The 25,155-nt window shown below is 73.0% G+C and carries 21 protein-coding genes and 2 riboswitches; of the genes, 6 read left to right on the forward strand and 15 right to left on the reverse strand.

The genetic code is table 11. The annotated features are described in order from the left end of the window. Window positions 1-92 precede the first annotated feature (92 nt). From O7622_RS22390 to O7622_RS22400, 3 genes are read left to right on the forward strand one after another with little or no spacing between them, the layout of a single operon-like run. Window positions 93-1,499 (forward strand): xylan 1,4-beta-xylosidase, encoded by a 1,407-nt coding sequence (locus O7622_RS22390; protein ID WP_348774082.1) that lies wholly within the window; start codon window positions 93-95, stop codon window positions 1,497-1,499. Continuing rightward, entirely contained in the window at window positions 1,496-2,185 is a 690-nt protein-coding gene (locus O7622_RS22395; protein WP_282310159.1) for a hypothetical protein, read from the forward strand. The genes O7622_RS22390 and O7622_RS22395 overlap by 4 nt, the downstream gene beginning before the upstream one ends. Continuing rightward, the gene (locus tag O7622_RS22400) at window positions 2,182-4,293 is read left to right on the forward strand and encodes an alpha-glucuronidase (protein ID WP_282310160.1); all 2,112 of its coding nucleotides are present in this window, start codon (window positions 2,182-2,184) and stop codon (window positions 4,291-4,293) included. The genes O7622_RS22395 and O7622_RS22400 overlap by 4 nt, the downstream gene beginning before the upstream one ends. A gap of 10 nt (window positions 4,294-4,303) precedes the next feature. On the opposite strand, the gene manD is transcribed toward O7622_RS22400, so the two are convergent. The 10 genes from manD to O7622_RS22450 form a co-directional block, all read right to left on the reverse strand. Then, on the reverse strand, window positions 4,304-5,512 hold the full coding sequence (gene manD / locus O7622_RS22405) for a D-mannonate dehydratase ManD (protein WP_282310161.1): 1,209 nt from the start codon (window positions 5,510-5,512) through the stop codon (window positions 4,304-4,306). 83 nt (window positions 5,513-5,595) lie between these two features. Further along, window positions 5,596-5,766, reverse strand: coding sequence for a hypothetical protein (locus O7622_RS22410; protein WP_282310162.1), 171 nt, complete (start codon window positions 5,764-5,766; stop codon window positions 5,596-5,598). A gap of 255 nt (window positions 5,767-6,021) precedes the next feature. Continuing rightward, window positions 6,022-6,954, reverse strand: a complete 933-nt coding sequence (locus tag O7622_RS22415) for an ECF transporter S component (protein ID WP_282310163.1) — start codon at window positions 6,952-6,954, stop codon at window positions 6,022-6,024. Further along, window positions 6,951-8,582, reverse strand: coding sequence for an ABC transporter ATP-binding protein (locus O7622_RS22420; protein WP_282310164.1), 1,632 nt, complete (start codon window positions 8,580-8,582; stop codon window positions 6,951-6,953). Before O7622_RS22420 ends, O7622_RS22415 begins: the two co-directional genes overlap by 4 nt. Next, entirely contained in the window at window positions 8,579-9,817 is a 1,239-nt protein-coding gene (locus tag O7622_RS22425; RefSeq protein WP_282310165.1) for a CbiQ family ECF transporter T component, read from the reverse strand. The genes O7622_RS22420 and O7622_RS22425 overlap by 4 nt, the downstream gene beginning before the upstream one ends. Then, window positions 9,810-10,745 carry a hypothetical protein gene (locus tag O7622_RS22430; RefSeq protein ID WP_282310166.1) on the reverse strand — a complete coding sequence of 312 codons (936 nt, stop codon included), beginning with the start codon at window positions 10,743-10,745 and terminating at the stop codon, window positions 9,810-9,812. The genes O7622_RS22425 and O7622_RS22430 overlap by 8 nt, the downstream gene beginning before the upstream one ends. Then, window positions 10,742-12,196 carry a prenyltransferase/squalene oxidase repeat-containing protein gene (locus O7622_RS22435; protein ID WP_282310168.1) on the reverse strand — a complete coding sequence of 485 codons (1,455 nt, stop codon included), beginning with the start codon at window positions 12,194-12,196 and terminating at the stop codon, window positions 10,742-10,744. The genes O7622_RS22430 and O7622_RS22435 overlap by 4 nt, the downstream gene beginning before the upstream one ends. A 159-nt stretch (window positions 12,197-12,355) precedes the next feature. Further along, a riboswitch (cobalamin riboswitch) is annotated at window positions 12,356-12,429 on the reverse strand. 131 nt (window positions 12,430-12,560) lie between these two features. Next, the gene (locus O7622_RS22440) at window positions 12,561-13,046 is read right to left on the reverse strand and encodes a hypothetical protein (protein ID WP_282310169.1); all 486 of its coding nucleotides are present in this window, start codon (window positions 13,044-13,046) and stop codon (window positions 12,561-12,563) included. A gap of 35 nt (window positions 13,047-13,081) precedes the next feature. Beyond that, on the reverse strand, window positions 13,082-14,125 hold the full coding sequence (locus O7622_RS22445; protein WP_282310170.1) for a prenyltransferase/squalene oxidase repeat-containing protein: 1,044 nt from the start codon (window positions 14,123-14,125) through the stop codon (window positions 13,082-13,084). A gap of 98 nt (window positions 14,126-14,223) precedes the next feature. Continuing rightward, a riboswitch (cobalamin riboswitch) is annotated at window positions 14,224-14,360 on the reverse strand. Window positions 14,361-14,624: 264 nt separating this feature from the next. After that, window positions 14,625-16,217: a beta-1,3-glucanase family protein gene (locus O7622_RS22450; protein ID WP_282310171.1), complete on the reverse strand. Its 1,593-nt coding sequence runs from the start codon at window positions 16,215-16,217 to the stop codon at window positions 14,625-14,627. A gap of 229 nt (window positions 16,218-16,446) precedes the next feature. On the opposite strand from O7622_RS22450, the gene O7622_RS22455 reads away from it, so the two are divergent. Further along, the gene (locus O7622_RS22455; RefSeq protein WP_282310172.1) at window positions 16,447-16,887 is read left to right on the forward strand and encodes a hypothetical protein; all 441 of its coding nucleotides are present in this window, start codon (window positions 16,447-16,449) and stop codon (window positions 16,885-16,887) included. Between the two features lie 67 nt (window positions 16,888-16,954). Here O7622_RS22455 and O7622_RS22460 read toward each other — a convergent pair whose 3' ends face one another. Together O7622_RS22460 and O7622_RS22465 are read right to left on the reverse strand one after the other, a co-directional pair. Then, a complete protein-coding gene (locus O7622_RS22460; protein WP_282310173.1) occupies window positions 16,955-18,658 on the reverse strand; it encodes a tetratricopeptide repeat protein in 1,704 nt (567 codons plus the stop codon). Window positions 18,659-18,943: 285 nt separating this feature from the next. Further along, on the reverse strand, window positions 18,944-20,200 hold the full coding sequence (locus tag O7622_RS22465) for an alkane 1-monooxygenase (protein ID WP_282310174.1): 1,257 nt from the start codon (window positions 20,198-20,200) through the stop codon (window positions 18,944-18,946). 129 nt (window positions 20,201-20,329) lie between these two features. On the opposite strand from O7622_RS22465, the gene O7622_RS22470 reads away from it, so the two are divergent. Then, entirely contained in the window at window positions 20,330-20,929 is a 600-nt protein-coding gene (locus O7622_RS22470) for a TetR family transcriptional regulator (RefSeq protein ID WP_282310175.1), read from the forward strand. A 322-nt stretch (window positions 20,930-21,251) separates the two neighbouring features. Here the strand turns inward: O7622_RS22470 and O7622_RS22475 are convergent, their stop codons facing one another. The 3 genes from O7622_RS22475 to O7622_RS22485 form a co-directional block, all read right to left on the reverse strand. Next, on the reverse strand, window positions 21,252-21,836 hold the full coding sequence (locus tag O7622_RS22475; protein ID WP_282310176.1) for a hypothetical protein: 585 nt from the start codon (window positions 21,834-21,836) through the stop codon (window positions 21,252-21,254). A gap of 91 nt (window positions 21,837-21,927) precedes the next feature. Continuing rightward, a complete protein-coding gene (locus O7622_RS22480; RefSeq protein WP_282310177.1) occupies window positions 21,928-22,980 on the reverse strand; it encodes a lytic polysaccharide monooxygenase in 1,053 nt (350 codons plus the stop codon). A gap of 293 nt (window positions 22,981-23,273) precedes the next feature. Further along, entirely contained in the window at window positions 23,274-24,599 is a 1,326-nt protein-coding gene (locus O7622_RS22485; protein WP_282310178.1) for a polysaccharide pyruvyl transferase family protein, read from the reverse strand. Window positions 24,600-24,959: 360 nt separating this feature from the next. Between O7622_RS22485 and O7622_RS22490 the strand changes: the two genes are divergently transcribed. Further along, the gene (locus O7622_RS22490) at window positions 24,960-25,103 is read left to right on the forward strand and encodes a hypothetical protein (RefSeq protein WP_282310179.1); all 144 of its coding nucleotides are present in this window, start codon (window positions 24,960-24,962) and stop codon (window positions 25,101-25,103) included. The last annotated feature ends 52 nt before the right edge of the window (window positions 25,104-25,155 follow it).

Here is a 25,155-nt window from a genome sequence, read left to right on the forward strand (position 1 = left end):
CCACCGGCCGGCTGACCGACGCCTGGCGTACCTGCGTGGGCACCGGCCGGTTCGACCTGGCCCTGCGACGCGACTAGCAGGACTCGCTGGCGCTGGTGCAGCGGGACATCGGCTTCCGGCACATCCGCGGGCACGGGCTGCTCAGCGACGGCGCCGGCGTGCACCGCCCCTACTCGTACCGGGGCGAGCGCCGGGTGCGGCACTCCTTCACCTACGTCGACCAGGTCGTCGACGCCTACCTCGCGATGGGCGTCCGGCCCTTCGTGGAGCTGGGGTTCATGCCCTCGGCGCTCGCCTCCGGCGACCAGACGGTGTTCTGGTGGCGGGGCAACGTGACGCCTCCCCGGTCGTACACCGAATGGGGTGACCTGGTCCGCGCCACGGTGGCCCACCTGGTCGACAGGTACGGCCTCGACGAGGTCCGCGGCTGGCCCGTCGAGGTGTGGAACGAGCCCAACCTGACGGCGTTCTGGCCGGGCGCCGACCAGGACGCCTACCACCGCCTGTACGAGGTGTCGGCGCACGCCGTCAAGGACGTCGACGCGGCGCTTCAGGTCGGCGGCCCGGCCCTCTCCCCCGGCGCCGACGAGTGGCTGAAGCCGTTCGCCGAGTTCGTCACCGAGCGCGACGTGCCTGTCGACTTCGTCAGCCGGCACGCCTACACCTCCGGACCGGCCCGGCACCTGCCGTTCGGCACCCGGCAGACCCTGGCCCCGGCCGCGGACCTGCTGGAACAGTTCGCCGCGCCCCGCCGGCACCTGGCCGGCACCGCGCTGGCGGACCTCCCGGTGCACATCACCGAGTTCAACTCCTCCTACCGGCCGGACAACCCGGTCCACGACACGGCCTTCCACGCCGCCTACCTCGCCCCGGTGCTGGCCGGCGGCGGGGACCTGGTCGACTCCTTCTCCTACTGGACCTTCAGCGACGTGTTCGAGGAGGAGGGGGTGCCGACCGCGCCGCTGCACGGCGGCTTCGGCCTGCTCACCCACCGGCAGATCAAGAAACCCACCTACCACCTGTACGCGTTCATGGCCCGGCTCGGCGACGAGGTGCTCGCACGCGGACCGGACCACCTCGTCACCCGGCACCCCGACGGCCGGGTCGCGGTGCTGGCCTGGGCCCCGGTCGACGTCACCGGCCGGGAGCCGGCACCCGAGCGGCACACCCTGTCGCTGTCGGTTCCGATCGGCCCGCCGGGCACCGCGTCGGCGTTCCTGCTCCGCTCGTCGGTGGGCGAGGACGCCGGCAACGCCTGGGCGGCCTGGCGGGAGATGGGCAGCCCGCAGTCGCCACGGCCCCGGCAGCTCGACGCGTTGCGGGAGGCCGCCGAGCCGGCCCGTACCCATCGCGCCCTGCCGGTCGCGGCCGGGCGGGCCGACCTCGACCTCGTCCTCACCCGGCACGAGGTGACCCTCGCCGAGCTGACGCCGGTGGTGGACGAGACCCCGCCGTGGTGGGACGACAGGTTGCTCGACCCGCTCGGGGACCGACGGTGAGCCGCGCGACCGGCGGGCCGCGGGAGTTCGGCGACGGGCCGCTGTCGCGGGCCGCCGCGGTGGTCCACACCCTGCTCGTGGTCGAGCTGCTGCTCCTGGTGAGCATGCTGCCCGGCCTGGCCGTGCTCCTGCTGCTCGACCGCGACAGCAGCAACCTCCCGCTGGTCGCCGCCGCCGCGCTGCCGCTCGGTCCGGCGGTCTCGGCCGCGCTGCACACGCTGCGGCACCAACGCCCCGACCTCACCGATCTCCGGCCCGCCGCCACGTTCCTCCGGGCCTACCGGGCCAACCTGCCGGGCGTGCTGCGCGTCTGGGCGCCGACGCTGCTGTGGCTGGCCGTCATCGCGGTCAACCTGGCGAACCTGCCCGCCGCCGCCGTCCCCGGCTGGTGGGCCGTGCCGCTGGTCGTGGTCGGGGCGGGGGTGGTCCTGGTGGGGGTCAACGCGCTGGTGATCGTCTCACTGTTCACCTTCCGCACCCGCGACGTGCTCCGGCTCGCCCTCTACTACCTGGCGCGCAAACCCGGCGTCACATGCGGCAACGTCGTGCTGCTGGCCGCCACCGCCGCCGTCACAGCGGTGTTCTCCGAGGCGGTCCTCGCCCTGATCGCCGCGCTCCTGGTGCTGGCGTTGCTGCGGATCGGCGACCCCATGATCGACGAGATCCGGGCGGAGTTCACCGCATGAGCGTTCCGGTCACCGGCCGGGCGTCTGCGGACGCCGGCGAGTCGGCCTGGCACGCCGCCTGGCTCCCGCCCGCGGTGTTCCGCGAACTCGGCTCCCGCGGGGTGCTGGTACACGGCGGGGGGCTCCTGGTCGACACCGTCCTCGACGAGGTGAGCCGGGCCTGTGCCCGGTACGGCGGGCGGCTCTGGCACGGTCCACCGTGGCAGGTCGACGCCGACCTGGTGCTGGCCCTGCGCGGGGCCGGCCCGGTGCCGAACGCGGCGGCGGAGGCGGCCCGGCTCGGCGCGACACCGGCGGTGAACGGCGCCGGCGACGGCTCCCTCGGCGACGAGGGGTACCTGCTGGCGCGGGTGGACGAGGTGACAGTGGTCCTGGCCGACGCGCCGGCCGGCCTGCTGTACGGGCTGTTCCACGTGGTCCGGCTCGGTGTGACGGCCTTCGACGGGGACCTTCCGGCGCGGCGGCACCGACCGGCGCTGGACCGGCGGATGCTCGACCACTGGGACAACGTGGCCGTACACCCGGTGTCGGGCCAGGTCGAGCGGGGCTACGCCGGCGGCTCCCTGTTCTGGCGCGACGGCGCCGCCCGGCGCGAGCCCGCCCGGCTCCGCGACTACGGGCGCCTGCTCGCCGCCTGCGGCGTCAACGCCGTCACGGTGAACAACGTCAACGTGCACGACACCGAGGCGCGGCTGCTGACCGACCGGCTCGGCGACGTCGCGGAGATCGCCGAGGCGCTCCGCCCGTACGGCATCCGGGTGCATCTGTCGGTGACATTCGCCGCCCCGGTGGTCCTCTGCGGCCTGCCCACCGCCGATCCGCTGGACGAGCGGGTACGGGCCTGGTGGGCCGCCGCCACCCGGCGGGTCTACCTGCGGATCCCCGACTTCGGCGGCTATCTGGTGAAGGCCGACTCCGAGGGCCGGCCCGGCCCGTTCGCGTACGGGCGCGACCATGCCGACGGCGCGAACCTGCTCGCCGAGGCGCTCGCCCCCCACGGAGGCGTGGTGCACTGGCGGGCGTTCGTCTACGACCACCGCCAGGACTGGCGGGACCGGTCGACCGACCGGGCCCGGGCCGCCCACGACCACTTCGCGCCGCTGGACGGACGTTTCGCCGACAACGTGATCCTCCAGGTGAAGTTCGGCCCGATGGACTTCCAGGCCCGCGAACCGGTGTCCCCGGTGCTCGCCGCGATGCCGGCCACCCGGCTGGCGGTGGAGGTGCAGGCGACGCAGGAGTACACCGGCCAGCAGCGGCACGTCTGCTACCTCGGACCCTGGTGGAGCGAGGTGCTGCGGTTCCGGCCCCGGGGCGCGGCCGGCGGCACGATCGCCGACGTGGCGGCCGGCCGGGCGGGCACCGGTGGCGGCCTGGTCGGAGTGGCCAACGTGGGCGACGACCCGTTCTGGACCGGGCACCCGCTGGCACAGGCGAACCTGTACGCCTTCGGCCGGCTCGCCTGGGATCCGCTGCTGGATCCCGGCTCGATCCTCGACGAGTGGATCGACCTGACCTGGCTGCCGGTCACCACCGGCGATCCGGAAGCGGTGCGGCGGACGATGCACGAGGTCATGGACGATTCCTGGCGCACCTACGAGCGTTACACCGCCCCGCTCGGCGTCGGGTTCATGGTGCGGCCCGGCCACCACTACGGCCCGGACGTGGACGGCTACGAGTACACCCCGTGGGGCACGTACCACTTCGCCGACCGCGACGGCGTCGGGGTGGACCGGACCCGGGCGACCGGGACCGGCTTCACCGGCCAGTACCCGCCTCCGTGGTCGGAGGTGTACGAGTCACGCGAGCGCTGCCCGGACGAACTGCTGTTGTTCTTCCATCACGTCCCGTACCGGCACGTGCTGCACAGTGGCCGTACCGTGATCCAGCACATCTACGACACACACTTCGCCGGGGTGGAGGAGGTGGCGGCGATGCGGGAACGGTGGCGGCTCGTCGCCGGGGCGGTCGACCCGGCCGTCCACGACCGGGTTGCCGAGCGCCTCGACGAGCAGTTCCGCAGCGCCGTCGAGTGGCGGGACCAGATCAACACCTACTTCTTCCGCAAGTCCGGGGCGCCGGACGCGCACGGTCGCCGCATCCACTGAACCGGCGCGCTCACCAGGGGTGCACTGTGCCGTCCGCCAGCCGGTTCACCGGCAGGTAGGCCGGTGCGTACGGGTAGCGTGCCGCCGCCTGCTCGTCGATGTCCACCCCGAGTCCCGGAGTCTCGACCGGATGCAGGTAGCCGCCCTCGTAGTGGTAGCCGTGCGGGAACACCTCGTCGGTCGCCTCGGTGTGCCGCATGTACTCCTGCAGGCCGAAGTTGGGGATGGCGAGGTCCAGGTGCAGCGCGGCGGCCATGCAGACCGGGGACAGGTCGGTGGCTCCGTGCGAGCCGCTGCGGACGTGGTGCAGCGCGGCGAGGTCGAAGATGCGTCGCAGGTGGGTGATCCCGCCGGCGTGGACCACTGTGGTGCGCACGTAGTCGATGAGCTGTTCCCGGATGAGCTGGGCGGCGTCCCAGATGCCGCTGAAGACCTCGCCGACGGCGATCGGCGTGGTGGTGTGCGAGCGGACGATCCGGAAACCCTCCTGCAGGTCCGCCGGGACGGGATCCTCCATCCAGGTCAGCGCGTACGGCTCCAGGCTCTTGCCGAGCCGCGCCGCCTCGATCGGGGTGAGCCGGTGGTGCACGTCGTGCAGCAGCCGGAGGGTGGGCCCGAACTCCTCGCGTACCCGGGCGAACACGCCCGGCACGTGGGCCAGGTAGGCCTCCGTCGACCAGGTCGTCTCGGTCGGCAGCGCGTTGTCGGCGGGCTCGTAGAACATCTTGTCGGCGCTGACGCCGTACGTCCGGGGCAGGCCGGGCACACCGCACTGCACCCGCACCGCGCGGTAGCCGAGGCCGACGAAGCGGGCGACCTCGGTCAGCACCTCGTCGACGGTCTCGCCGTTGGCGTGCCCGTACACTGTCACGCCCTCGCGGGACCGGCCGCCGAGCAACTGGTAGACCGGCAGCCCCGCGACCTTGCCCTTGATGTCCCACAGCGCGGTGTCCACGGCGGCGACGGCGCTCATCGTGACCGGCCCGCGCCGCCAGTACGACCCCTGGTAGAGGTACTGCCAGGTGTCCTCGATCCTGGCCGGGTCGCGCCCGATCAGCAGCGGCACGACGTGGTCACGCAGGTAGGACGCGACGGCCAGTTCCCGGCCGTTGAGGGTGGCGTCGCCGACGCCGGTGACGCCGGCGTCGGTGACGACCTTCAGGGTCACGAAGTTCCGGCCGGGGCAGGTCACGATCACCCGGGCGTCGACGATCCTCATCCGGTCTCCCCTGCGGTCGGCGCGCCGGTCACCACAGGATTATCCATCATCGTCGATCTGTCGGGCGCCCCGGTGCTGGCCGGTCAGGCCGGTTCGGGTACGCCCCCGGGCTCCCCGTCGTCGGGCATCGGCTCAACCGGCGCCTCGGGCAGTTCGCCGGGCGTGTCCGGGAGGAGTTCGCCGGGGTCGTCCGGGGCGTCCTCACGGGGGTCGATCGGCGGGTACACCTCGGGATCGAGGTCGGGGTTCGTCATCGGCTCAGTATCCGACGCCTCCGCCGGGACCGCCCGCCGAGCACGACGACGGGAGGCACTCGCCGGCGCGTCCCCTCGATCAGCCGGTCGGCCGCTGTCTGCACAGTCCCCGCGGTCACAGACGCCGCCTGCTCTGCACGCTCATCCGCCGTTTCTGGACGCCGCGCCGGCGTTCGCCGACCGCCCGCAGTACGGCGGGCCCGACCGGCAGCAGGAACGCGCGCCCACAGCACCCCGGTGCCACCGGCCGTCTCCTCAGGGACGCTCCACCCGAAGGCCTGGTGGTCGCGAAGTCCGCGGTGAACCAACTCCCTCCGTCGCCTGCGGGGAGGACTGCGGGATGCCGGGCGCTGTCCCGTCGTCCCCGTCCGCCCGGCGCGTGGGCGGGTCGGACGCCGCGGCGAAGGTGACCGGCGCGCCGAACGCGGCCCGCCGGACGGCACGGCGCAGCGCGGCGAGGACGGCCGGACCGGCGAGGACGATCGCCACGGCGGTGGTGATCGCGCGGCCGGTGTCCCAGCCGAAGGTGGAGGTGACGGCGGTGAACAGAGCGAGGCGGTGCAGGTTCTCCAGTACGGGGGCGCCGGCGACGTAGGACAGCTGGGTGTCCGCGCCGACGCTGAACGGCCAGAACCACAGGTTCATCAGCAGGCCGTAGCCGTAGGCGGCGAGCACCCCGTACCCGGCCAGGACGGCGACCTCGGCCCGGCCGCGCAGCCGGGCCGGGAGCAGGCCGGCGCCGAGGCCGATCCAGGAGGCGCAGAGCATCTGGAACGGCAGCCACGGCCCGACGCCGGCGGTGAGCAGGGCGGAGGCGAACAGCGACGTGGCGCCGAGCAGGAACCCGAAGCCGGGTCCGAAGACCCGGCCGGCGAGGACGAGCAGGAAGAACACGGTCTCGATGCCCGCGGTCCCCGCGCCCAGGGGGCGCAGGGCGGCGTTGACGGCGGCGAGTACGCCGAGCATCGCCAGGGCCTTGCTGTCGATGCCGCCGGAGGTGAGTTCGGCGAGGACGAGCGCCACGAGGACCGGCAGCATGACGATGAAGACCAGCGGCGCCTCGCCGGTGCGGGCGGTGGTCTCCGGGTGGGCGGGGACGAAGAAGGGCCAGGTGAAGGTGGCCAGCGCGGCGGCCGAGGCGAGGCTCAGCACCACAGCGGTACGCGGGGCGACCCGCAGCACGCTCATGCCGGCGCCCTGGTCTCGTCGAGCGCGGCGGCGACCTGTTCCACTGTCAGCCAGGGTGCGGGGGCGAGGACCTTGGCCACCTGCGGCGCGAACGCCGGCGAGGCGAGCATGACCTCTGCGGTGGTGCCGTCGGAGACGATCTCCCCCTCGGCCATCACGATCACCCGGTCGGCGAGAGTCGCGACGAGTTCGACGTCGTGGGTGGCGACCACCACGGCCCGGCCGCTGCCGGCCAGCATCCGGATCACGGCGGTGAACTGCCGCTTGGCGTGGTAGTCCAGGCCGCGGGTCGGCTCGTCGAGCAGGACCACCGGCGGAGCGGCGGTGAGCTGCACGGCGAGCGCGAGAGCGAGCCGCTGTCCCTCGGACAGGTCCCGGGGGTGCCGGTCACCGGGCAAGCCGGGGACGAGCTGGTCCACCAGCGCCCGGCAGGTGCCGGCCGGCGCGTCGGTCTCCCGGTCGGCCTGGGCGCACTCCGCGTCGACGGTCTCCAGGTAGAGCAGGTCGCCGGAGTTCTGCGGGACGAGGCCGACGTGCCGGCGGGCCTGACCGGCCGGCAGGGCCTTCGGGTCGGCAGTGCCCTCCGGCCCGGTCACGGCGACGGTGCCGCCGTGGCGGGGGCCGCTGCCCTGCACCGCCCAGAGCAGGCTGGACTTGCCGGATCCGTTGCGGCCCATCAACGCGACGACCCGGCCGGCGCGCAGATCGAGGTCGACACCGGCCACCGCGACGGTCCCCGGATACCGTACGACGATCTTCCGCGCGGTCAGTGTGGGACCGGTGTCCGCGGCCGCCGGGACCGGCGGCGGCTCCACGCCGGCGAGCCGGTGCCGCAGGTCGGACGCCCGTCGGCGGGCGTCGCGGACCGACAGCGGCAGCGGTGTCCAGCCGGCGAGGCGACCCAGCTCGATCAAAGGTGGCGCGATGTCGATGCGGGCCAGCCCGGTTGCCGGCGTCCCGTCGTGGACGTGGCCGTCGCCGGGCAGGTACAGCAGCCGGTCGGCGTACTGCAGCACGCGCTCCAGCCGGTGCTCGGCCAGGACCACTGTCACTCCGAGGTCGTGCACCAGCCGGGTGACCGTGGCGAGCACGTCCTCCGCGGCGGTGGGGTCCAGTGCGGAGGTCGGTTCGTCGAGCACCAGCACCCGGGGATGCGCGGTGAGCAGCGCGCCGATGGCGACCCGCTGTTGCTGCCCGCCGGACAGCGTCCGCAGAGGCCGGTCGCGCAGGTCGGCGATGCCGAGCAGGTCCAGGGTCTCCTCCACCCGCTTGCGCATCACCGCGGGTGACAGGGCGAGTTGCTCCATCCCGTACGCCAGTTCCTCCTCGACGGTGTCGGTGACGAAGCCGGCCAGCGGATCCTGGCCGACCACGCCGACGACGTCGGCGAGGTCGCGCGGCGGATGCGTGCGGGTGTCCCTGCCGTCGACGGTGACGGCACCGTGCAGGGTGCCGCCGGTGAAGTGTGGGACGAGACCGTTGATCGCCCGTAGCAGCGTCGACTTTCCGGCACCGGTACGGCCAGCGACCAGGCAGAGTTCGCCCTCCTCGATGCGGAGCGTCACGTCCCGCAGCGGTGGCGGGCCGCCCTCGGCGTAGTGCACGGTGACCCGGTCGAAAGTGATCATGGGCGGTCTCCCGGTGTGGTCGCCGTCGCGGCGCGTTCTCCCTCTGCCGGCACGTCCGTGACGGGGATCGGCCGGTCCACCGCCGGGCGTCCGGCACGTGCCGTCGGCGGTGGTGGCGCCAGCCAGGCGGGTGCCGCCGCCACGCCGACGGCGAGAAGCATCAGCGGGGTCAGCTGGGGCCAGGTGAGCGGGCTGACCGGAGGGTAGAGCAGTTCCGGGTCCACCGAGCCGGCGAGCATGGTCAGTGCCGCGGCGACCACGCCACAGCCGGCCACGAGCAGCTCGGCCGGGCGCCAGCGGTCCGGCCGGTACCGGCTGCGGCGGACCCGGCGGCCGGCGAGCAGCATGCCGGTCACGGCGGCGGTCAGTCCGGCCAGGAGCATCGGCAGCCCCAGGTAGCCGGGTGCGGCGGTGTCGAGCAGCCCGTAGGTTCCGGCGCAGACGCCGACCAGCCCGCCGAGGACGAGCGCCCCGGTGACGGTTCGCTGCCCGGCGGGCACCGCCGCGGTGCGGCCGTAACCGCGGGAGTCCATCGCCGCCGCGAGGGCCAGGGACCGGTCCAACGCGTCGGCCAGCACCGGCAGGGCGACCCCGCGCAGCGCCCGTATTCCCCGGCCGGACGCGCCGCGCAGCCGCCGGGCCCGGCGGACCCGCAGCACGCTCTCCACGAGCTGCGGGGCGACCGACAACGCGACCACGATGGCGGTGCCGACCGCGTACAGCGCACCGGGTACGGCCTTGAGCAGCCGTTTCGGGTTGGCCAGTGCGTTCGCCGCACCGAGGCAGATCAGCATCGTCGCCAGCCGCAGCCCGTCGTAGAAGCCACCGAGGACCTGCTCGACGGCGACCGGCCCGAACAGGCGGATGCCCGCCGCCCACGCGGGCAGCGGGATCTCCGGCAACCGGACCAGGATGTGCTCGCCCTGGCCGCCGCCGAACACGATCCGGAACACCACCCGCATCGTGACGATCACCACGCCGAGCCAGACGTACATGCGGAACGCCAACGCCCACGGCGCGTCGCCCCGGCGGCGCACCACCACCAGACCGGCGACCGCCACGAGCAGGGCCAGCGGCAGCGGATTCGTGGTGTGGCTGGCCGCGGTGGCCAGGCCCAGCGCCCACAGCCACCACGCGCCCGGGTGCAGCCCCCGGGGTAGCCACCACACCGACCACCGGCCCGGCGAACGCCCGGCGCCGGCGGTCGGCGACCCCGTGACCGCGGCGTCAGTCATCCGGGCCGGCGCCACGGCGCCGCCGGGCCGCGACCAGCGCGCCGGTGGCGAGCACGGCGAGCAGCAGCACCCCGGCGATCGTGCCCAGCGGCAGACCGTCGTCGTCACGGGACGCGGCGACATCGGTCACCACCGGTTCCCCGGAGGAGCCCTGCGGTGCCGTACCGGTGGCAGCACCCGGCGTCGCCGCCAGGGTCGGCGTACCGGCCGTCGGTGACGTGCCGGCGGAGGCCGGCGGGCCGACGGAGGCCGGCGGGCCGGAGGTGCCGGCCGGCCGGGTGGGCTCACCGGGCCGGCCACCGGCGACCGGCGGCGGTACGACGGTTCCTCCCGCCGGTGGTGGCGCCACCGGCCCGCCGCCCGCGGATGGCGGAGGCGGAGAGGGTGGTGGTGGTGGCGGTGGTGGTGGCGGTGGCGGTGGCGGTGGCGGGGCGGGTCGTTTCGGCGCGACGCCGGGACGAGGCGCGTCAGCGGCGTTGCGGTTGAGGGAGAACGACCAGCCCTCGAAGCTGCCGGCCGCCGGCCTGCGATTGAGCACGCCCTTGTCGCTGTACGTCCAGCTGCCGCCGTTCGGGGCGTGCCAGTACGACCAGTAGGCGCTCGCCGGTGGCGTGTCGACGCACTTCTCCGTCGCGGCCGACGGCTTGCCGTCGATCCGGCAGATGAACCCTTCACCCCAACGCAGCGTTCCGGTGATCGGGAAGCCGGCGTTCTTGAGCGCCGCGAGGCCGGTGGCCTGGGTGCCCGGCGCGCAGCGCACCACCGTCCCGCCGCCGAGTTCGTTGAAGTCCACCACGACTGTGACCCCGGAGGCGTCCGGGCAGTAGCCGGCCGACCCGGCGGCCGCCGCAGGACTGCCCGGTCCGATCGTTGTGCCCGCGGTGACCAGGGCGACGGCCAGCGCGCCGCGGGCGGCGCGGAGGCTCATCCCGCCCGCCGTCGGCCGAGCACGAGCAGTGCCACTCCGCCACCGATCAGCAGCAGCGCGATCAGCAGGTAGCCACCGATCGCCGCGCCGGTCGTCGGCAGGCCGCCCAGCCCTGACGCGGCCGGGGTCGTGATCGGCGGAGCGGCGGTGGTCGGCGCCGCGGTCGTCGGCGCGGGTGTCGCCGGAGGACTGGTCACGCTCGGCGTCGGGCCGGCCGTGCCGGTCGGCGGAGGCGACGTGGTGAGTGTGGGAGACGCGGTGGGCGAGGCGGGCGCGGTGGGCGAGGCCGTGCCGGTCGGGGTGGGATTCGACGTGGGCGGCGGGTCGAGGCCGATCCGGCCCAGCGGAACCTGGACCAGCCCGAGCAACGCCTGCGCGGTGGCCCGGCGCCACTGGTCCCGGTCGGTGTCGGTGATCCCGGCCGCCGCGGCAGCGGTGAGTCCGTCGGTGTTGTAGGCGATCGCGCCGGCGTCGGCGGCGGCCGCCCCGCCGTTGCCCGCGGTGAGCTGCAGCGCGGTCAGGGCCTTCGCCGCCCGGGCGGCCTCGTCGTCGCGTCCGGCGGCGGCGAGGGCCTGCCCGGCCAGGCCGGTGCTGTTGGAGTTCGCGCCGGTGGTCGGTCCCGAGCCGCCGAAGGAGCCGTCGGCGTGCTGCTGGGTGACCAGCCAGTCGGCGCCCTCTCGGGCGGCGTCGCGGGCGCCGGTGGCGCCGTCCTCGGCGGCGGCCAGCAACGCCTGCACGGCCATCGCTGTCGAGTCGACGTCGAGGGTGGCGCCGGGCTGCTCGTCGCAGGAGGGCGACGGCCCGTCGGCGGTGTCCGGGTAGAGCCGGAAGCCACCTGCCGCGCACTGCTGCCGGATCAGGAAGTCCACGGTGTCCTGCGGCAGGTCGCCGCTGCGGGCCAGGCCGAGCACGGCGAAGGACTGGTCGAAGGTGTTGCTGGCGTCCGGGCCGCTGTCGGCTGTGGTACGGCTGGTGATCCGCCCCCGCTGGTGCCCGGCGTCGGCCGCGGCGACCAGCGACAGCGTTTCCGCCCGCAGGTCGTAGCCGCCGAAGCCGGTGGGGTCCGCGCCGGCGGCGGAGGCGGCGTAGAGCAACTTGGCGGTGGCCCCGCCGTCGGTGAAGCCCTCGATGCCCCAGTCGTCGTAGCTGTTGTAGGACCGCACGTGTCTTGCGACCTGCGCGGTCGCCGCCTGCCGGGTCGGCGCGTCGACGCCGGTGGCGGACAGCGCGACCAGCCCGTCGATGGTCAGCCCCCAGTCCTCGGGGGCGAACGGGCCGGGCAGCGCACCGTCGGTGAACTCGCCGGCCAGCCAGGACGCGGCGTCGCGGGCGGCTGTGCCGTGTGCCGGGGCGGGTGCCGCGACAACGGTCAGCGGGGCGCCGGTGATAGCGGCGAGAGTCGTCACCGTGGCTATACCGAGACCGGTGGTGAGACGCCGGGACAGGGGCATCAGGGGTGCCTTTCGCAGAGCGGTCGGTGAAGCTCCGGAAAGCGCCCCGAGGAGACGGACACCCCGCTCCGCGTGCTGCGGTGGGCGGGGTGGGTCGGACCTCGGCGGCCCGGACTTCACCCTGTAGACCTCGACAGTGGAAGCCGCTCGTCCCGGGCGGGGCATTCCGGCTCGCGAGAGGCGGGCTCTCGCTCACGGTTGCGGGTCAGCGCCGGCTTCGCACCGGCTTTCCCCCGCACGGGACGTATGCAGTTGTGTGCCCGGCGCACCGGGTGCCGACACCGTACCGCCCGGGCGCGCGACGACGCCAGGGCAGCGGCCGGTACCCGGTGCGCCGCTGGTCACACCGTTTGCAGCCGGCGGTTCAGGGAGCGGCGATGCTCGGCGGGGCGCCGGCGCCGAAGGACCAGCCCTCGACACTGCCCGGCGCGGGGTTGTAGCCGGTCGCTCCCGACGTGCTGTAGGACCAGGAGCCGCCGCTGGGGGCGTGCCAGTACGACCAGTACGCCGTGGCCGGCGGGGTGTTGACGCACGGCTCGGTCGCGGCGGTGGGCTTGCCGTTGATCCGGCAGACGAAGGCCAGGCCCCAGCGGGCGGTGCCGGTGACGGTGAAGCCGGCGGACTGAAGGGCGGCCAGGCCGGTGGCCGGATCGCCCGGTGCACAGCCGACCTGGACGCCGCCGCCGAGCGCGGCGAAGTCGACGACCACTGTGACTCCCGAGGTGCCGGTGCAGGCGGCGGCGTGCGCCGCCCGGGGCGCGGGTTCGGCTGCGGTCAGCACGACGCCGGCCACGACGGCGGCCAGCAGGCCGGCCAGCCAGCTACGGACTGCGGAACGGTGACGGAACACGGGTCCTCCTGTGATCGGGTGGGCGGCGACGGGGTTCACGGGCAGGCGGGGGCCGGTGCGGCGGGTTCGGCACCGGCGGCGGACAAGCGGGCGTAGCCGGTCCCGGTGAGACCGAGGACGGCCTGGGCGGTGGCCCGGGGTGCGGTGGCCGGGTCGAACGTGCCGCCGTCGAAGTCGACGGCGCCCCTGTCGGCCGGCGCCCCGGCGCAGCCGACCTGGAGTCCGGCGAGGAACGCCCGGGCCCGCACCCAGGCCAGCGGCCGGCGACCGTCGCGCAGGGCCTGGGCGGCGAGACCGGTGCTGTTGGCGTTCGGTGTGCCGGCGGCGTTGGTGAAGCCGCCGTCGGCGCGCTGCACGGACACCAGCCAGCGCAGCCCGGCGGCGGCGTCGGCCGGACGCCCCGCGGCGCGCAGCGCCTGCGTCGCGAGTGCGGTGGCGTCCACGTCGGACGTGCAGACCGGTTGCGCGGGCAGCAGCGGGTAGCCGCCGTCCGGGCAGCGGGTGCCGGCCAGCCAGGCGGCCGCCGCCGGTGGCGCCCCGGCCGCCGTGCGCTCCAGCGTCAGCAGCGCGAAGGACTGGCTGAACGCGTTGCTGTAGTCGCCGTACGCGGATCGGTCGCTGAACCGGCCGGCCGTCGTCTGGAGCGAGCGCAGGCGGGCGATCAGGTCCACCCCGCCGACGTCGGCCGGGTCGCCGCCGCGCACCTGCACGGCGAGGGCGAGCTTGGCGGTCACGCCCGCGTACGCCTCGGTGACGCCGTCGCCGAGGTAGCCGTCGCGGATGTCCGGCCGGGTGACCCAGGCCAGCGCGTCGGCACCGTAGTCGTCGGCGGCGCGGGCGGCGGCGAAGGCGAACACGGCGTCGAGGGTCAGCCCCTGGTCGGGGTAGGCGACACCGTCGAAGACGGCCTCGAAGCGTTCGCCGTCGACGAGTTGCCGGGCGAGCCAGCCGGCGGCGGCCTCCGGGCGGCTGACCCCGGCGCGCTCGGGTGCGGCGACGGCCGGTGTGGCGAGGGTGAGGGCGGCGAGCACGCCGCAGAGGAGCGCGAGCAGGCGGTGCCGGCTTCGGCGGACGACCATCGGAAGCGCCTTTCCGGCCCGGCGGTCGTCAGAAGCCCGAACCGACGCGGCAACGCCGGGTCGATCGGGACTCCGACCCGTGGGCCACGACGGGTGGGGAGCGGACTCACGCGTACGACGGGTATTCGGGCTCGCCGCCGCAGAATTCACTGGGCGGCCTACCGTTGCGGGCCAGCGCCGGACTTCGACCGGTCTTCCCCCGCACGCACACGCGGTGGTTCAGTTGTCGCGACAGTCTGCTGTGGCTGGAGTGCCGATGTCAATGCGCCAGGAACCGGACACGTGCCGTGACGGCCGGCGGAGCCGGCGGTTTCACTCCCCGACGCCGATACGCCGTCGTCGTGGCGGGGCCGGGAGCCGGTCCCCCGCCGGGGTGACCGCCGGCCCCGTGATCGATGGCCGTCCCGGTGCGCGGCGTCGTGTCACCGGCCGTCTCGTCCGTCGCCCTGCCGGTGGCGGGAGCGCCTCGGGTCGGCTCCCGCCACCGTTCGGGTGACTGTCAGCCCTTGCGCCACTTCTGGTTGGCGGTGCCCCCGCAGTCCCAGAGCTGGAGCCTCGCGCCGTCGTTGCCGTTGCGGTCCTTGATGTCGACGCACTTGCCGGCCTGGAGGTTGACCAGGTCTCCGGCCGCGTTCAGGGTGAACTGCTGGGCACCGGTGCCGTTGCAGGTGTAGAGCTGCACCGCGGCCCCGTTCGCGGTGGACCCGGCGTCGACGTCCATGCACTTGTTGTTCTGGCTCTTGAGCGCCGTGCCGCTGAACGTCCACTTCTGCGCGTTGGTGTTGTTGCAGTTCCACATCTGCAGCGGCGCGCGGTCGACGAAGTTGGAGCTCGGCACGTCGATGCACTTGTTGTTCCAGTTGCTGACCACCGGCACTCCGGTGGTCGGGGTGCCGCCGCCACCGCCGGTGAACGGGCTGAGGATCAGTCCGGCCGAACGGGGGTCACCGTCGTGTACCAGCGACTCGAATCCGCCGACGTCGTCGAAGGCGAACGCGTACGCCCGGCCGTCGGTCATGTTGGCGTGGATCAGGCGGGCGTACTGGTTGGTGGGGTTGCTGCGGTAGAAGTCGGCGGCGTTCGTGCTGGGCTGGGTGTCGATGGTGCCGAGCGTGCCTCGGTTGAGGGCGGCGCAGAGCGTACGGGAGATCGGGCCGACCACCTGGTCGTTCGGCGCGGGCAGGTCGCCGTCGCAGCCCCAGACGCTGGCCGAGGAGGGCCGGTTGAAGGAGGCGACCACCTGGCCGCTGCCGTTGGTGAAGGTCATGGTGTTGCCCGAGGTGCGGCCGTAGTACCGGATGGCCGGCTGGTCGGCGAAGGGCACCACGGTCAGGGTCTTCGTGGTGTACGCGTTCCACGCGGACGCGATGTACGAGTCCAGGTAGGTGGTGCTCAGCAGGCCGGCCCCGGCCGCCTTGCCCGGAGCCAGGACGCGCAGCACGGTCCCGTCGGAGCGGGTGTGGACGGTACCGGCCCAGCCCGGCTGCGCCCGGATCCCGTCGATGACCGCGTTGCGTCCGTTGGCCACGACGTCGCCGGTGCGCTTGGTGACGCCGCCGGCGCCGGTCACGGTGACCGCGTGCGGGATCGCGAACATGTCGACCTGGGAGCTGTTGAGCCACAGCCCGGAGTCGTTGTAGGTGAACTCGCTCCAGTCGAAGAGGATGTCGCGGTTCGCGTCACCGGCCGCCCACGGCGCGGGCTGCACCAGCCCGTCCGGGGTGAGGAAGAACTTCAGCTTCTGCCCGAGGGAGAAGTAGGCCCGGCCGGAGAAACCCCGGGGGAACTGGATCGTGGTGCTGCCGCCGTTGCCGGGGCCCGGTATGGAGACGTCCGGCGCGGGCGACGGAGGGATCTGCCCGCCGGTCCACGGCACGAAGACGCCGCCGGAGGTGACGTAACCGAGCCGGCCGGAGGACAACTGGACACCGATGACGTAGAGATAGACCGGGTCACTGCGGCCGGTGGTGTTGGTGACGGTGACCGGCAGCAATGCCGGTCCGACCGCGTGAGCGGGCGTGGCGACGACGGCACCCGCGAGCCCGGCGAGCAGAGCGGACGCGGCGGCGAGCAGCTTTCTTCGGAGACGCATGGCGACACCTCGCTGGAGACAGGGACGGGAGAGCGCTCTCTCAGCAGACTCCAATCGTTAACATTGTTTGTCAATAGGCGGTCACCTATGAATGCGGACCCCGTCACGGCCCGTGGTCCACCCGAAGCCGGCCACGCGGCAGGGGCACCGGCTGATGAGGGGCCACGGCGAAGGTCATCGGGTGATTAAGATCCACTACAGAGAAGTCGACCGTGGAACGGATGGGTTCATGAAACGCATGCTTTCGATGCTGGCGGCGCTGGTGACTGTCGCGGCGGGCCTGACTGCCGGCGCCCCCGCCGCCCAGGCGGCCGGTTCCTGCTCGGGGACCGTCACCTACAGCCAGGTGCAGTCGTCGGGGCTCGGTGAACTGGTGATCTACTACAACAGCAGCAACGGGGGCACCAACAGCGCCTGCTTCTACCACCGCGGCGCGGCGTACGGGAAGTCCGCACCCACCTTCGTGCAGATCTACCGCTGCGCGGAGCGTTCGAACGAGGGCGCACACTGCACCCGTTCCGGAAGCGCGGACACCGATTCCGGTGACTTCAGCTATCACGCCGGCCCGGTCGCCGTCACCGGCACGGCGAACTACTGCGTCGAGGCCGTCGGCTACATCGGATGGGCCGGTCAGCGCCACCAGATCTACAGCCGCCGCCAGGGCTGCTGAACCCGCTCCCCCCTCCCCCGGACCGGGGCCGGCGCACGATGAGCGCCGGCTCCCCGGCCGGGCCGGGTCAGACGGCCAGCGCCCGGCGGCAGCGGGCGAGTTCCGCGCGCAGATCCCGGCGCAGGGCCCGGTCCAGGCCGGGCTGGGCGAGCGCCTGGGTGAAGTCACGGGCAGCCTCGTCCCACCGGCCCAGCCGGGCCAGGGCCGTACCCCGGTTGTAGCGCGGCACGGGGGCCTCCGACAGCGTCACCGCCCGGTCCAGGTCGTCGAGCGCGGCGGCCACCTCGCCGCGCTCGAACCGGACGGCGGCCCGGTTCGTCCACGCCTCCACCAACTCGGGATCCCCGCTCAGGGCCCGGGTGAGCAGTTCGTCGGCCTCGGCGGGCCGGCCGCGCCCGGCGAGAACCAGGCCCAGCGTGCACAGCAGCGCGGGCTCGTGCGCAGCGCCGGCCAGCCCGGCCCGCGCGCCCGCCTCGGCGGCGTCCAGCGCGCCGCGCTCCACGTGCAGGTTGACCAGGGCGATCCGGGCGTCGAGGTGCTCCGGATCGATGGCGAGCACCCGCTCCAGATCGGCGCGCGCCCGCTCGGGGCGGCCCTGCTCCAGGTGGAGCACAGCCCGGTTGTAGTACGCCTCGGGCAGGTGCGGCCCCAGCCGGATGGCGGCGTCGTAGTCCCTGATCGCAGCTCGGGCCCGGCCCGCCGCCCGGTAGAGAGCGGCGCGGTCCACGTAGTACTCACAATTGTCGGGATCGTGGGCGATCACGGTGTCCAGGTCGGCCAGCGCCCGCGCCGGGTCGCCCAGCGCCAGGTGAACCTGCGCCCGGTTGTGGCGCAGCCGGGCCAGGTCCTGCGGGCGCTCACCGGGGCCGAGCGCAGCCGTCAGCCGGGCCAGCCCGTCGTCGACCATCCGCAGCGCCCGGTCGGGCCGGCCTGCCCGGCTGTCCAGCAGCGCCAGGCCCTGCTCGTAGAAGACCGTCGACAGCAGCCGCCGGCGTGGGTCGGTCAGCTCGGCGGCGAGGCGCAGCGCCACCTCCAGCCAGTGCCGGGCCAGCGCCGGGTCCTGGTCGGCCACCGGCAGGTGCCGGGCGTGCAGCATGGCGGTGGCGTACGCCGCCGACATAGTGATCTTCGGGTCGTCGGTGACGGCCCGCGCCTCGTCGTAGAGGTCGAGCGCCTCGGCGGCCCGGTTCAGGGCCGCCAGGGCGGTGGCCAGGCCGGTGGTGAACGCCCACCAGTGCCGCAGGTCGCCGTCGGGGGTGACCGCCGCCCGCCCGCGCCGGGCGACCCGGGCCGCGTGGTGGTAGTAGCCGCGGGCCAGGCTGTCGCCCAGGTCCCGCCGCAGCGTCTGCGGGGTGCGCTCGCCGGGCGCCGGGTCCGGGGCACCGACGTCGCGCAGGTCGAGGCGCACCGGGGCCGGCCCGAGCCGGCGGGCCAGCGCGTCCAGCAGTTCGGCTGTCGTCTCGTCGGCGCTGGCGACGTGGTCGAACCGGACGGTCACGGGCCGCCGGAGCGTGCCGGCCCAGGCCGCCACCAGCTCCGCCGCGCCGTACGCCAGGCAGGCGGTACGGCGGGCGGGGTGGAAGCGGATCGGCTCCTCCTCGGCCGTCGGCCGGACCGCCGGATCGAGCTGTGGGGCGATCGCGCGCAGTTCGACCGCGTGCCGGGCCGCCAGGCGGGGCCGGTCGGCGGCGACCCGGCCGAGAAAGGCCGAGACCCCGGCGTACGGGCCGTGGTCGCGGTGGCAGTCGTAGCGCTCCGCCCCGCCGGTCACCGCAGGGCCCACCGCCGCAGCGGCGGGCGCCCGGGAGCGCCCGCCGGGCCGGCAGTTACCAGCACCACTCGATCCACAGCCGGCGGGCGCCGGACACCAGGCGGAGCGCACTCGTGCGACGGATGGTCATTGTCCTCATAGGAACCTCCGATGTGATCCGTTCCAGGGCTGACCCAGAGCGTAATCCCGGTCGACGGAAATAAGAAGGGTTCTCGCGATTCGCGGCGCAGGGCTGGGTCGGCGGCTCTGCCGCCGCCTCCGTGGAGGCGGTTGCGTGGGCGACGTTCACGGCACCCTCCCGGTGGTCGCCGTCGGGCGGGTCCGTTGGTCGACCTGGGTTCCTCGCGAACACGCGCCTGCGCCGGGAAGGGACGTTGCGGGCCGGCCGTAGCGGCGACGCAGTCGGGCCTCGGCACGGGGGTTGCGATTGGCGAGGTTCAGGTCGCCGCCGTAGTGCGCCAGAACCCGTGGGTTCATCACCCGGTACCACAGCGGTGGAACGAGAGCCAGCATCACCATCGAGGCGTAGCCTCCGGGCAGCCGCGGCGAGACGTCGAAGCTGCGCAGCGTCTGGTAGCGGCGCAGCGGGTTGGCGTGGTGGTCGCTGTGGCGTTGCAGTTGGAAGAGGAACACGTTGGTGACGACGCGGTCGCTGTTCCAGCTGTGCCGTGGGTCGACCCTCTCGAAGCGGCCGGTGGCCGTGCGCTGGCGACACAATCCGTAGTGCTCGAGATAGTTGACCGCTTCCAGCAGCGAGAAGCCGACGATCGCCTGCAGGAACAGGAAGGGCACGAGCCGCCAGCCGAACACGGCGATCAGCAGGGCGAAGAGCACGACTGTCATGAGCCCGGCGTTGAGCAGGTTGTTGCGCAGCGTCCACGGACTCCTGTGCCGCAGCCGGAAGCGGCCGATCTCCAGCCGCCACGCCGAGATGAGGCTGCCCCAGACCGTACGTGGCCAGAACGAATAGAAGCTCTCCCCCAGCCTGGCGCTGGCCGGATCCTCCGGCGTGGCGACACGGACATGGTGTCCGCGGTTGTGCTCCACGTAGAAGTGGCCGTACCCGGTGGGCGCGAGCGCGATCTTCGACAACCACCGCTCGACCGTTTCGCGCTTGTGGCCGAGCTCGTGTGCGGTGTTGATGGCCAGTCCGTTGACGATCCCGATGGTGGCGACCAGGCCGGCGGCACCGGCGACACCGAGGCCGCCACGCGTCCAGACCCATGCTCCGAGCAGCAGGGCGGCGTACTGCACCGGCAGGAACAGGAACGTGATCCAGCGGTAGTAACGGACCTCCTGCAACCGCCGGGCGATGTCGTCGGGCGGGTTCTCTCCGTCGTCGCCGAGCAGCACGTCGATGATCGGGATGAGTCCGAAGACCACCGCCGGGGTGAGCCACCAGGCAGCAGGTCCCGCGCCGGCCTTCCACAACGCGTACGCCAGAAACGGCAGCACCGGCACGAGAAGAGCCAGTGGCCACAGGTGCTTCTTGCCGTCCTGCCACCCGGCGGCGACCGCTGGAGCATCGATCGAGGTCTGCATGTGCCGCCTCCGGAGTGTCGAGCGCTGCGTCGACTGTCACACGGATAACCACGCTTGACAATATCTGGCTTCGCGTCAATTTCGTGGGCACGAAGGGCATGGGTGTCCAGTGGATAGACTCGGCGCACCATGGCCGACTTCCCGCCTTATCGCCACACCGCCCGCCAGCACCTGCGTGACGCGGTCATCACGGCCGGCCGCGACCTGGCGATCGACCGCGGCTGGGACGCGGTACGAATGGCCGACGTGGCGGCCCGCGTGGGCGTGAGCAGACAGACGCTCTACAACGAGTTCACCAACAAGGCCGGACTGAGCGAAGCCATCGCACACCGCGAGATCGACCGGTTCATGGAAGGTGTGCGGGAGGCGTTGTCCGCCCACGGCAGCGACGTGAGAGCCGCCGTCCATGCCGCGGTCACGTTCGTGTTGACGCAAGCCGGCACCGACCCGCTGGTCAAAGCCGTCCTCAACAGCGCCCGAGGCACCGACGACCTGCTCCCCTACCTGACCACCCGCGCCGACCTGGCCCTGGCCGCCGCCGTCACGGTGCTGAGAGAGTGGGCGGGCACGCACCTGCCCCGGGTGTCGCCCGATGATGTCACCGTCGGCGCCGAATCCATCGCGCGACTGGTCGTCAGCCACATCGTGCTGCCGACCGCGCCCGTCGACAAAACCGCCGACACCCTCGCCGACCTGGCACAACGCTTCCTGGACCCGCCGCGCGCGTGAACGAGCGCAACAGCCGCCACAGACGGCGGAAGGAGCGCCGTCCCGCCGGTCGCCTGCCGGCGGAGTCAGCCCCTGAGACACGACTCGACTGAGCCGCGATCACCCGAATCGAGGCGCGCGGATACGGCCGGCGCCGCGAAGAACTGCTGGCTGTCACCGCGATGCCCGACGGTCAGCAGCATCGACGGCGGCTTGCCGCACTGCTCGTACGCCAGGCGCAGCTTCCTGGCCGAAGAACGCGACACCCCCTGTCCCACGGGCCCGAGCTACCGGGACGGACGGTGCGGATGGCCGGGCAGCGGGTGTCGGCGGCTCGGCGTGGTCAGAGACCGGCGGCGGCGTCGTACCGGCGCCGCAGGTCGGCCATCTCCGATGCGGGCAACGCTTCCCTGAGTGCCAGGTCCTCGTACTCGTCGGGGAACATCTCCCGTAGCCGGTCGACGAACCTGACGTCGGCGGTCGCCTCGACCACCTCGATGCCGGGAGGTTGGGCGGTCATGTCCATGATCACCGGACCGGCGAGTTTGACCGCTCCGTCCCAGTGGCGCTTCTGTTCGGCGACGCCGCAGAGGTGGAAGCCGTAGATCGTCTGGACGTCGGCCAGTGTGGCGGCCCCGGTGGGCTCGTGACCGTAGACATGGACTCCGCAGATGACCGCCGGCGCGGCCTGCTCTCCGGCTGGTGCCTGTGGGGCGGTGTGCCCGGCGTGATGGTGACGTGTCGGGTCCGCCTGCTCGAGGGTCGTACGCATCCGGGTCAGGATCTGCCGGTGGAGATCTGCCGGGTCCGTCTTCGGGGTGGTCGAGGTGACCACGGCGGCCACACCGATCGACGCGGCCAGCAGGCCCGCCTCGATCCACACGAAGCGGCTTCGGTACCAGCCGCTGACGCCTGTCCGGGACATCATGGTCGTTCTTCACCTCATCGCGGTTCCTGATGGTGGCGGAGCGCGCCGGCGTTGGGGTGGCGCGTGCCGCGCCACCCCGACGCCGATGCTGTTACCGAGCGGTGCAGGTGAGGTTGGGTGTGGAGTTGGTGCCGTTCCAGGAGGCGTTGAAGCCGAAGCTGGTGGTGGCGTTGGCGCTCAGGGAACCGTTGTAACCGGCGTTCGACGCGGTGACCGACGAACCGTTCGAGGTGACTGTCGCGTTCCAGGAGTTGGTGATGCTCTGGCCGTTGGGCCAGGTCCATGCCACCGTCCATCCGGAGATGGCGGCGTTGCCGGCCCGGACGGTGACCTCGGCGCCGAAGCCACCGGCCCACTCGTTGGTCTTGCGGAAGGTGGCGGTGCAGGTACCGTTTCCGGCCGGCGGCGGGGTGGTGGGCGGCGGCGTGGTGGGCGGCGGCGTGGTGGGCGGCGGGGTCGTCGGCGGCGGGGTGCCGCCGCCGCCGAAGATCACGTCACTGCAGAGGTAGTACGGCTGGTCGAGGTGGGACGCCTGCCAGATGGTGTAGACGACGTGCCGCCCGGTGCGGTTGCCCGCGTTCACCTGCGCCTCGTAGAGCCCGGTGGTCGGGTAGCTGCCGGTGCGGAGCACCAGGTCGAGGCTGTTCCAGGTGAGGGGCTGGGTGGTCGGGTCGAAACCCTGCTTGGTGATGTAGATCAACATGTAGTCGGCGCCGTGCCGGGCGCCGTCGGTCAGCGTCAGGGTGAAGTTGTTCGGCATCGGCTTCGCGGTCCACGCGCCGACCGCGTCGAGCGAGGCGTACAGGCCACCCTGGGTGCGACCGCCGCTGCACAACTGTCCGTCCGGCACGGCGGCCTGGTGGTTGCCGCCGACGTTCTCGCGGTACAGGCCGTTCCAGTTCCACATGGTGTTCGGGTTGGCCTGCCACGCTTGCCAGCACATCGGGTCGGTCTGGGCCATCGTGGGGTTGAGGTGGTCGGAACCCCAGCGCTCCCAACATCCGTAGTTGCGTGACGGCGGGTTGGTGACCGATCCGTGCGCCGAGGCCGGATCGGCCTGGTTGACGACGACCATCGTGAACGAGGCGAGGAGAACTGCGACCGCGCCCAGTCCCAGACGGCGTGCTGTCCGTGAGATTTTCATCGGTGCTCCAGTGGATGCGCCGGCGCCCAGTGGCCCTCGCTGGGTGCCCACCCCGGAGAAGGTGACGCCGATCGATTCAAGCCGTCCGAGAGGTGGACGGCACTGCTGCCCAGCAGCGCTTGGCGACTCCCAGCCACGATGTTAGTAAAGACCGCCGTCAATGTAAATCGATACCGACGCATCGGCACACGCACCCGCTGTCGACGGCCACGGATTCCACGAGCCGCGCGCACCTCCCGCTCCGCCGTTACTCCCCGCGCCGGCCACTCCGCTGCCGAGCAGGCGTACGACGGTCAGCGCGACAGCATCCGGCGGACCCGGCCGCCCACCGCCTGCTTGACCCGCTCGCGCAGTGGCTGCGCGCGGAGTGTCTTGAGCTTCTGCTGCAGCGTCTGGTTCTCGTCCCGCAGCCACTGGATGCGCGCCAGCAGTTCCTCGGCGGTGCAGGCGGAGGCTGGCCGGACCGCCTGCGGGTAGACGGTCCGGCGGACCTGCTCGTCGAAGCGGGTGGCGCTGTCCCCGTCGGCGAACGAAAGGCCGAGGTCGTGCTTGGCGAGAAACGCGGTGATCCGCGCGAACCGCTCCTTGTGGCCCTCGTTCAGGGCCGTGTAGTCGGCTTCCGCGTAGAGTTCGGCGGCGTCGACGTCGGCCGGTACGTCGCGCATCAACCGGTGCGGGATGTCGAAGTAGCGGGCCAGTTCCAGGGTGCGCGAGTCGTGTGCGAGGAGATACCCGGGAGTGCCGGAGATCAGCGCCGTGATGGTGCCGTGGATCCGGGTGCCGAAGGCGAAGTCGAACCCGGAGAGATACTCCATCCAGGGCCACGGGTCCACGAACATCCGCACCTTGTCCTCGACGAAGAGCGGGTGTGAGGTGTGGATCGGCATGTCGTCGGTCTTGCCGCGCAACTTCGGTGCGTCGCCGTAGAGCAGGGTGCCGAGGGTGTACATGCCCTGCGCCAGGTAGCGCAGGTTCGGGTAGCGCTGGTAGTGGTGGTGGACGATCGGGGCCAACGCTCGGACGTATGGCGAGATGACGAACGCGAGCCGGTCCTCGGTGCCCAGGGTCGCCTTCGCCTTCTCGACCCGGAAGCTGTCGCCGTGCAGGAACATCGACGGACAGCCGATCTGCTCGACGGCGGAGAAACCCAGCGTACGCAGGTAGCTTTCGGTGATCTCGCCGCGTACGCCGATGCTGTGCGATCGGTCCAGCACCGCTCGGCAGAACGCCTTCACCGGCTCGTCGATCGGACGCAGGTACTCCCGGTCGCCGTCCACGTCGGTCTGCGCCCCGACCCCGAGCACCACCACCGGGATCTTGAGCCGCTCGATCAGCCGGGTCATCGACGTCAGCCGGTTCGCGTAGTCGTGGCGAAAGGCGTTTGCCAGCGGGATCACGAAGACGTCGTACTTCTCGTTGATCTCGTCGGCATCGCGCGGGTCCGTCCGGAACCGCGACGGGGTGATCTCCGCCGCCGAGGTGGACAGCAGCTTGTGCGCGGCGTGGCTGAAGACCAGGTTGCCGCTGTTCTTGCCGATCCAGTCCCGCTCGTAGGTCTCCTCGACGGTGACGACGTCGAACGGGCCCTTGCGGGCTCGCAGCAGGATCCGCTGGTGCATCCGGGGTGTCCACCCTTCGTCCCGGACGCCGCGGCGCCCGGCGAGGCCGAGGCGGCGCGACCGGCCGAGCACGGCCCCGTTCCGTGCAGGAACCGCCATCCTATGCCGTCTCCACGCCGGCCCGGATCCCACCTGCCGGCCGTCGCGCCGGCCGGCCGGGCCCCACCCTCGCTGATGTCGGCCGGTCGGAACACGCAACGTGAGGAGGGCCGGCCGCCCTCGATCCGGGTGGCCGGCCCTTCGTTGCATGGTGCTGCTACATCACGGCCCAACGCGCTCCCGGCTGGTTCATCGGGGCGGGGGGCGCTGGCGGCGACCGGCTGCCGGAAGCTGTCGGCGACGGCTGTCGCGAGATCCGCGATGGTGGCGGACTTCCGGCTGCCCCCGCTCGTGTCGGTGGCCCTCCTCGACGTCGTCCTGGTAGCTCTCGTCGTCCGGCTGGTCCGGGTCCACAGGCGCCTGGCCGGCACCCCCGTACGGGCGGACGGAGCGCCGGGCCGCTGAGCCCTCGCACCGGCGCCGGCGGCAGCGCTCCGGCAGCCGGCCGGCGTGCGGT

The sequence above is a fragment of the Micromonospora sp. WMMD1076 genome (genome assembly GCF_029581475.1).
Taxonomy (GTDB): domain Bacteria; phylum Actinomycetota; class Actinomycetes; order Mycobacteriales; family Micromonosporaceae; genus Micromonospora; species Micromonospora aurantiaca.

Excerpts from the sequence above, each read along its gene's own strand:
- O7622_RS22400 (WP_282310160.1), top strand. The coding sequence starts at position 2,182 with ATGAGCGTTCCGGTCACCGGCCGGGCGTCTGCGGACGCCGGCGAGTCG.
- manD (WP_282310161.1), bottom strand. The coding sequence starts at position 5,512 with ATGAGGATCGTCGACGCCCGGGTGATCGTGACCTGCCCCGGCCGGAAC.
- O7622_RS22410 (WP_282310162.1), bottom strand. The coding sequence starts at position 5,766 with ATGACGAACCCCGACCTCGATCCCGAGGTGTACCCGCCGATCGACCCC.
- O7622_RS22415 (WP_282310163.1), bottom strand. The coding sequence starts at position 6,954 with ATGAGCGTGCTGCGGGTCGCCCCGCGTACCGCTGTGGTGCTGAGCCTC.
- O7622_RS22420 (WP_282310164.1), bottom strand. The coding sequence starts at position 8,582 with ATGATCACTTTCGACCGGGTCACCGTGCACTACGCCGAGGGCGGCCCG.
- O7622_RS22425 (WP_282310165.1), bottom strand. The coding sequence starts at position 9,817 with ATGACTGACGCCGCGGTCACGGGGTCGCCGACCGCCGGCGCCGGGCGT.
- O7622_RS22430 (WP_282310166.1), bottom strand. The coding sequence starts at position 10,745 with ATGAGCCTCCGCGCCGCCCGCGGCGCGCTGGCCGTCGCCCTGGTCACC.
- O7622_RS22435 (WP_282310168.1), bottom strand. The coding sequence starts at position 12,196 with ATGCCCCTGTCCCGGCGTCTCACCACCGGTCTCGGTATAGCCACGGTG.
- O7622_RS22445 (WP_282310170.1), bottom strand. The coding sequence starts at position 14,125 with ATGGTCGTCCGCCGAAGCCGGCACCGCCTGCTCGCGCTCCTCTGCGGC.
- O7622_RS22450 (WP_282310171.1), bottom strand. The coding sequence starts at position 16,217 with ATGCGTCTCCGAAGAAAGCTGCTCGCCGCCGCGTCCGCTCTGCTCGCC.
- O7622_RS22455 (WP_282310172.1), top strand. The coding sequence starts at position 16,447 with ATGAAACGCATGCTTTCGATGCTGGCGGCGCTGGTGACTGTCGCGGCG.
- O7622_RS22465 (WP_282310174.1), bottom strand. The coding sequence starts at position 20,200 with ATGCAGACCTCGATCGATGCTCCAGCGGTCGCCGCCGGGTGGCAGGAC.
- O7622_RS22470 (WP_282310175.1), top strand. The coding sequence starts at position 20,330 with ATGGCCGACTTCCCGCCTTATCGCCACACCGCCCGCCAGCACCTGCGT.
- O7622_RS22475 (WP_282310176.1), bottom strand. The coding sequence starts at position 21,836 with ATGATGTCCCGGACAGGCGTCAGCGGCTGGTACCGAAGCCGCTTCGTG.
- O7622_RS22480 (WP_282310177.1), bottom strand. The coding sequence starts at position 22,980 with ATGAAAATCTCACGGACAGCACGCCGTCTGGGACTGGGCGCGGTCGCA.
- O7622_RS22485 (WP_282310178.1), bottom strand. The coding sequence starts at position 24,599 with ATGCACCAGCGGATCCTGCTGCGAGCCCGCAAGGGCCCGTTCGACGTC.
- O7622_RS22490 (WP_282310179.1), top strand. The coding sequence starts at position 24,960 with ATGGTGGCGGACTTCCGGCTGCCCCCGCTCGTGTCGGTGGCCCTCCTC.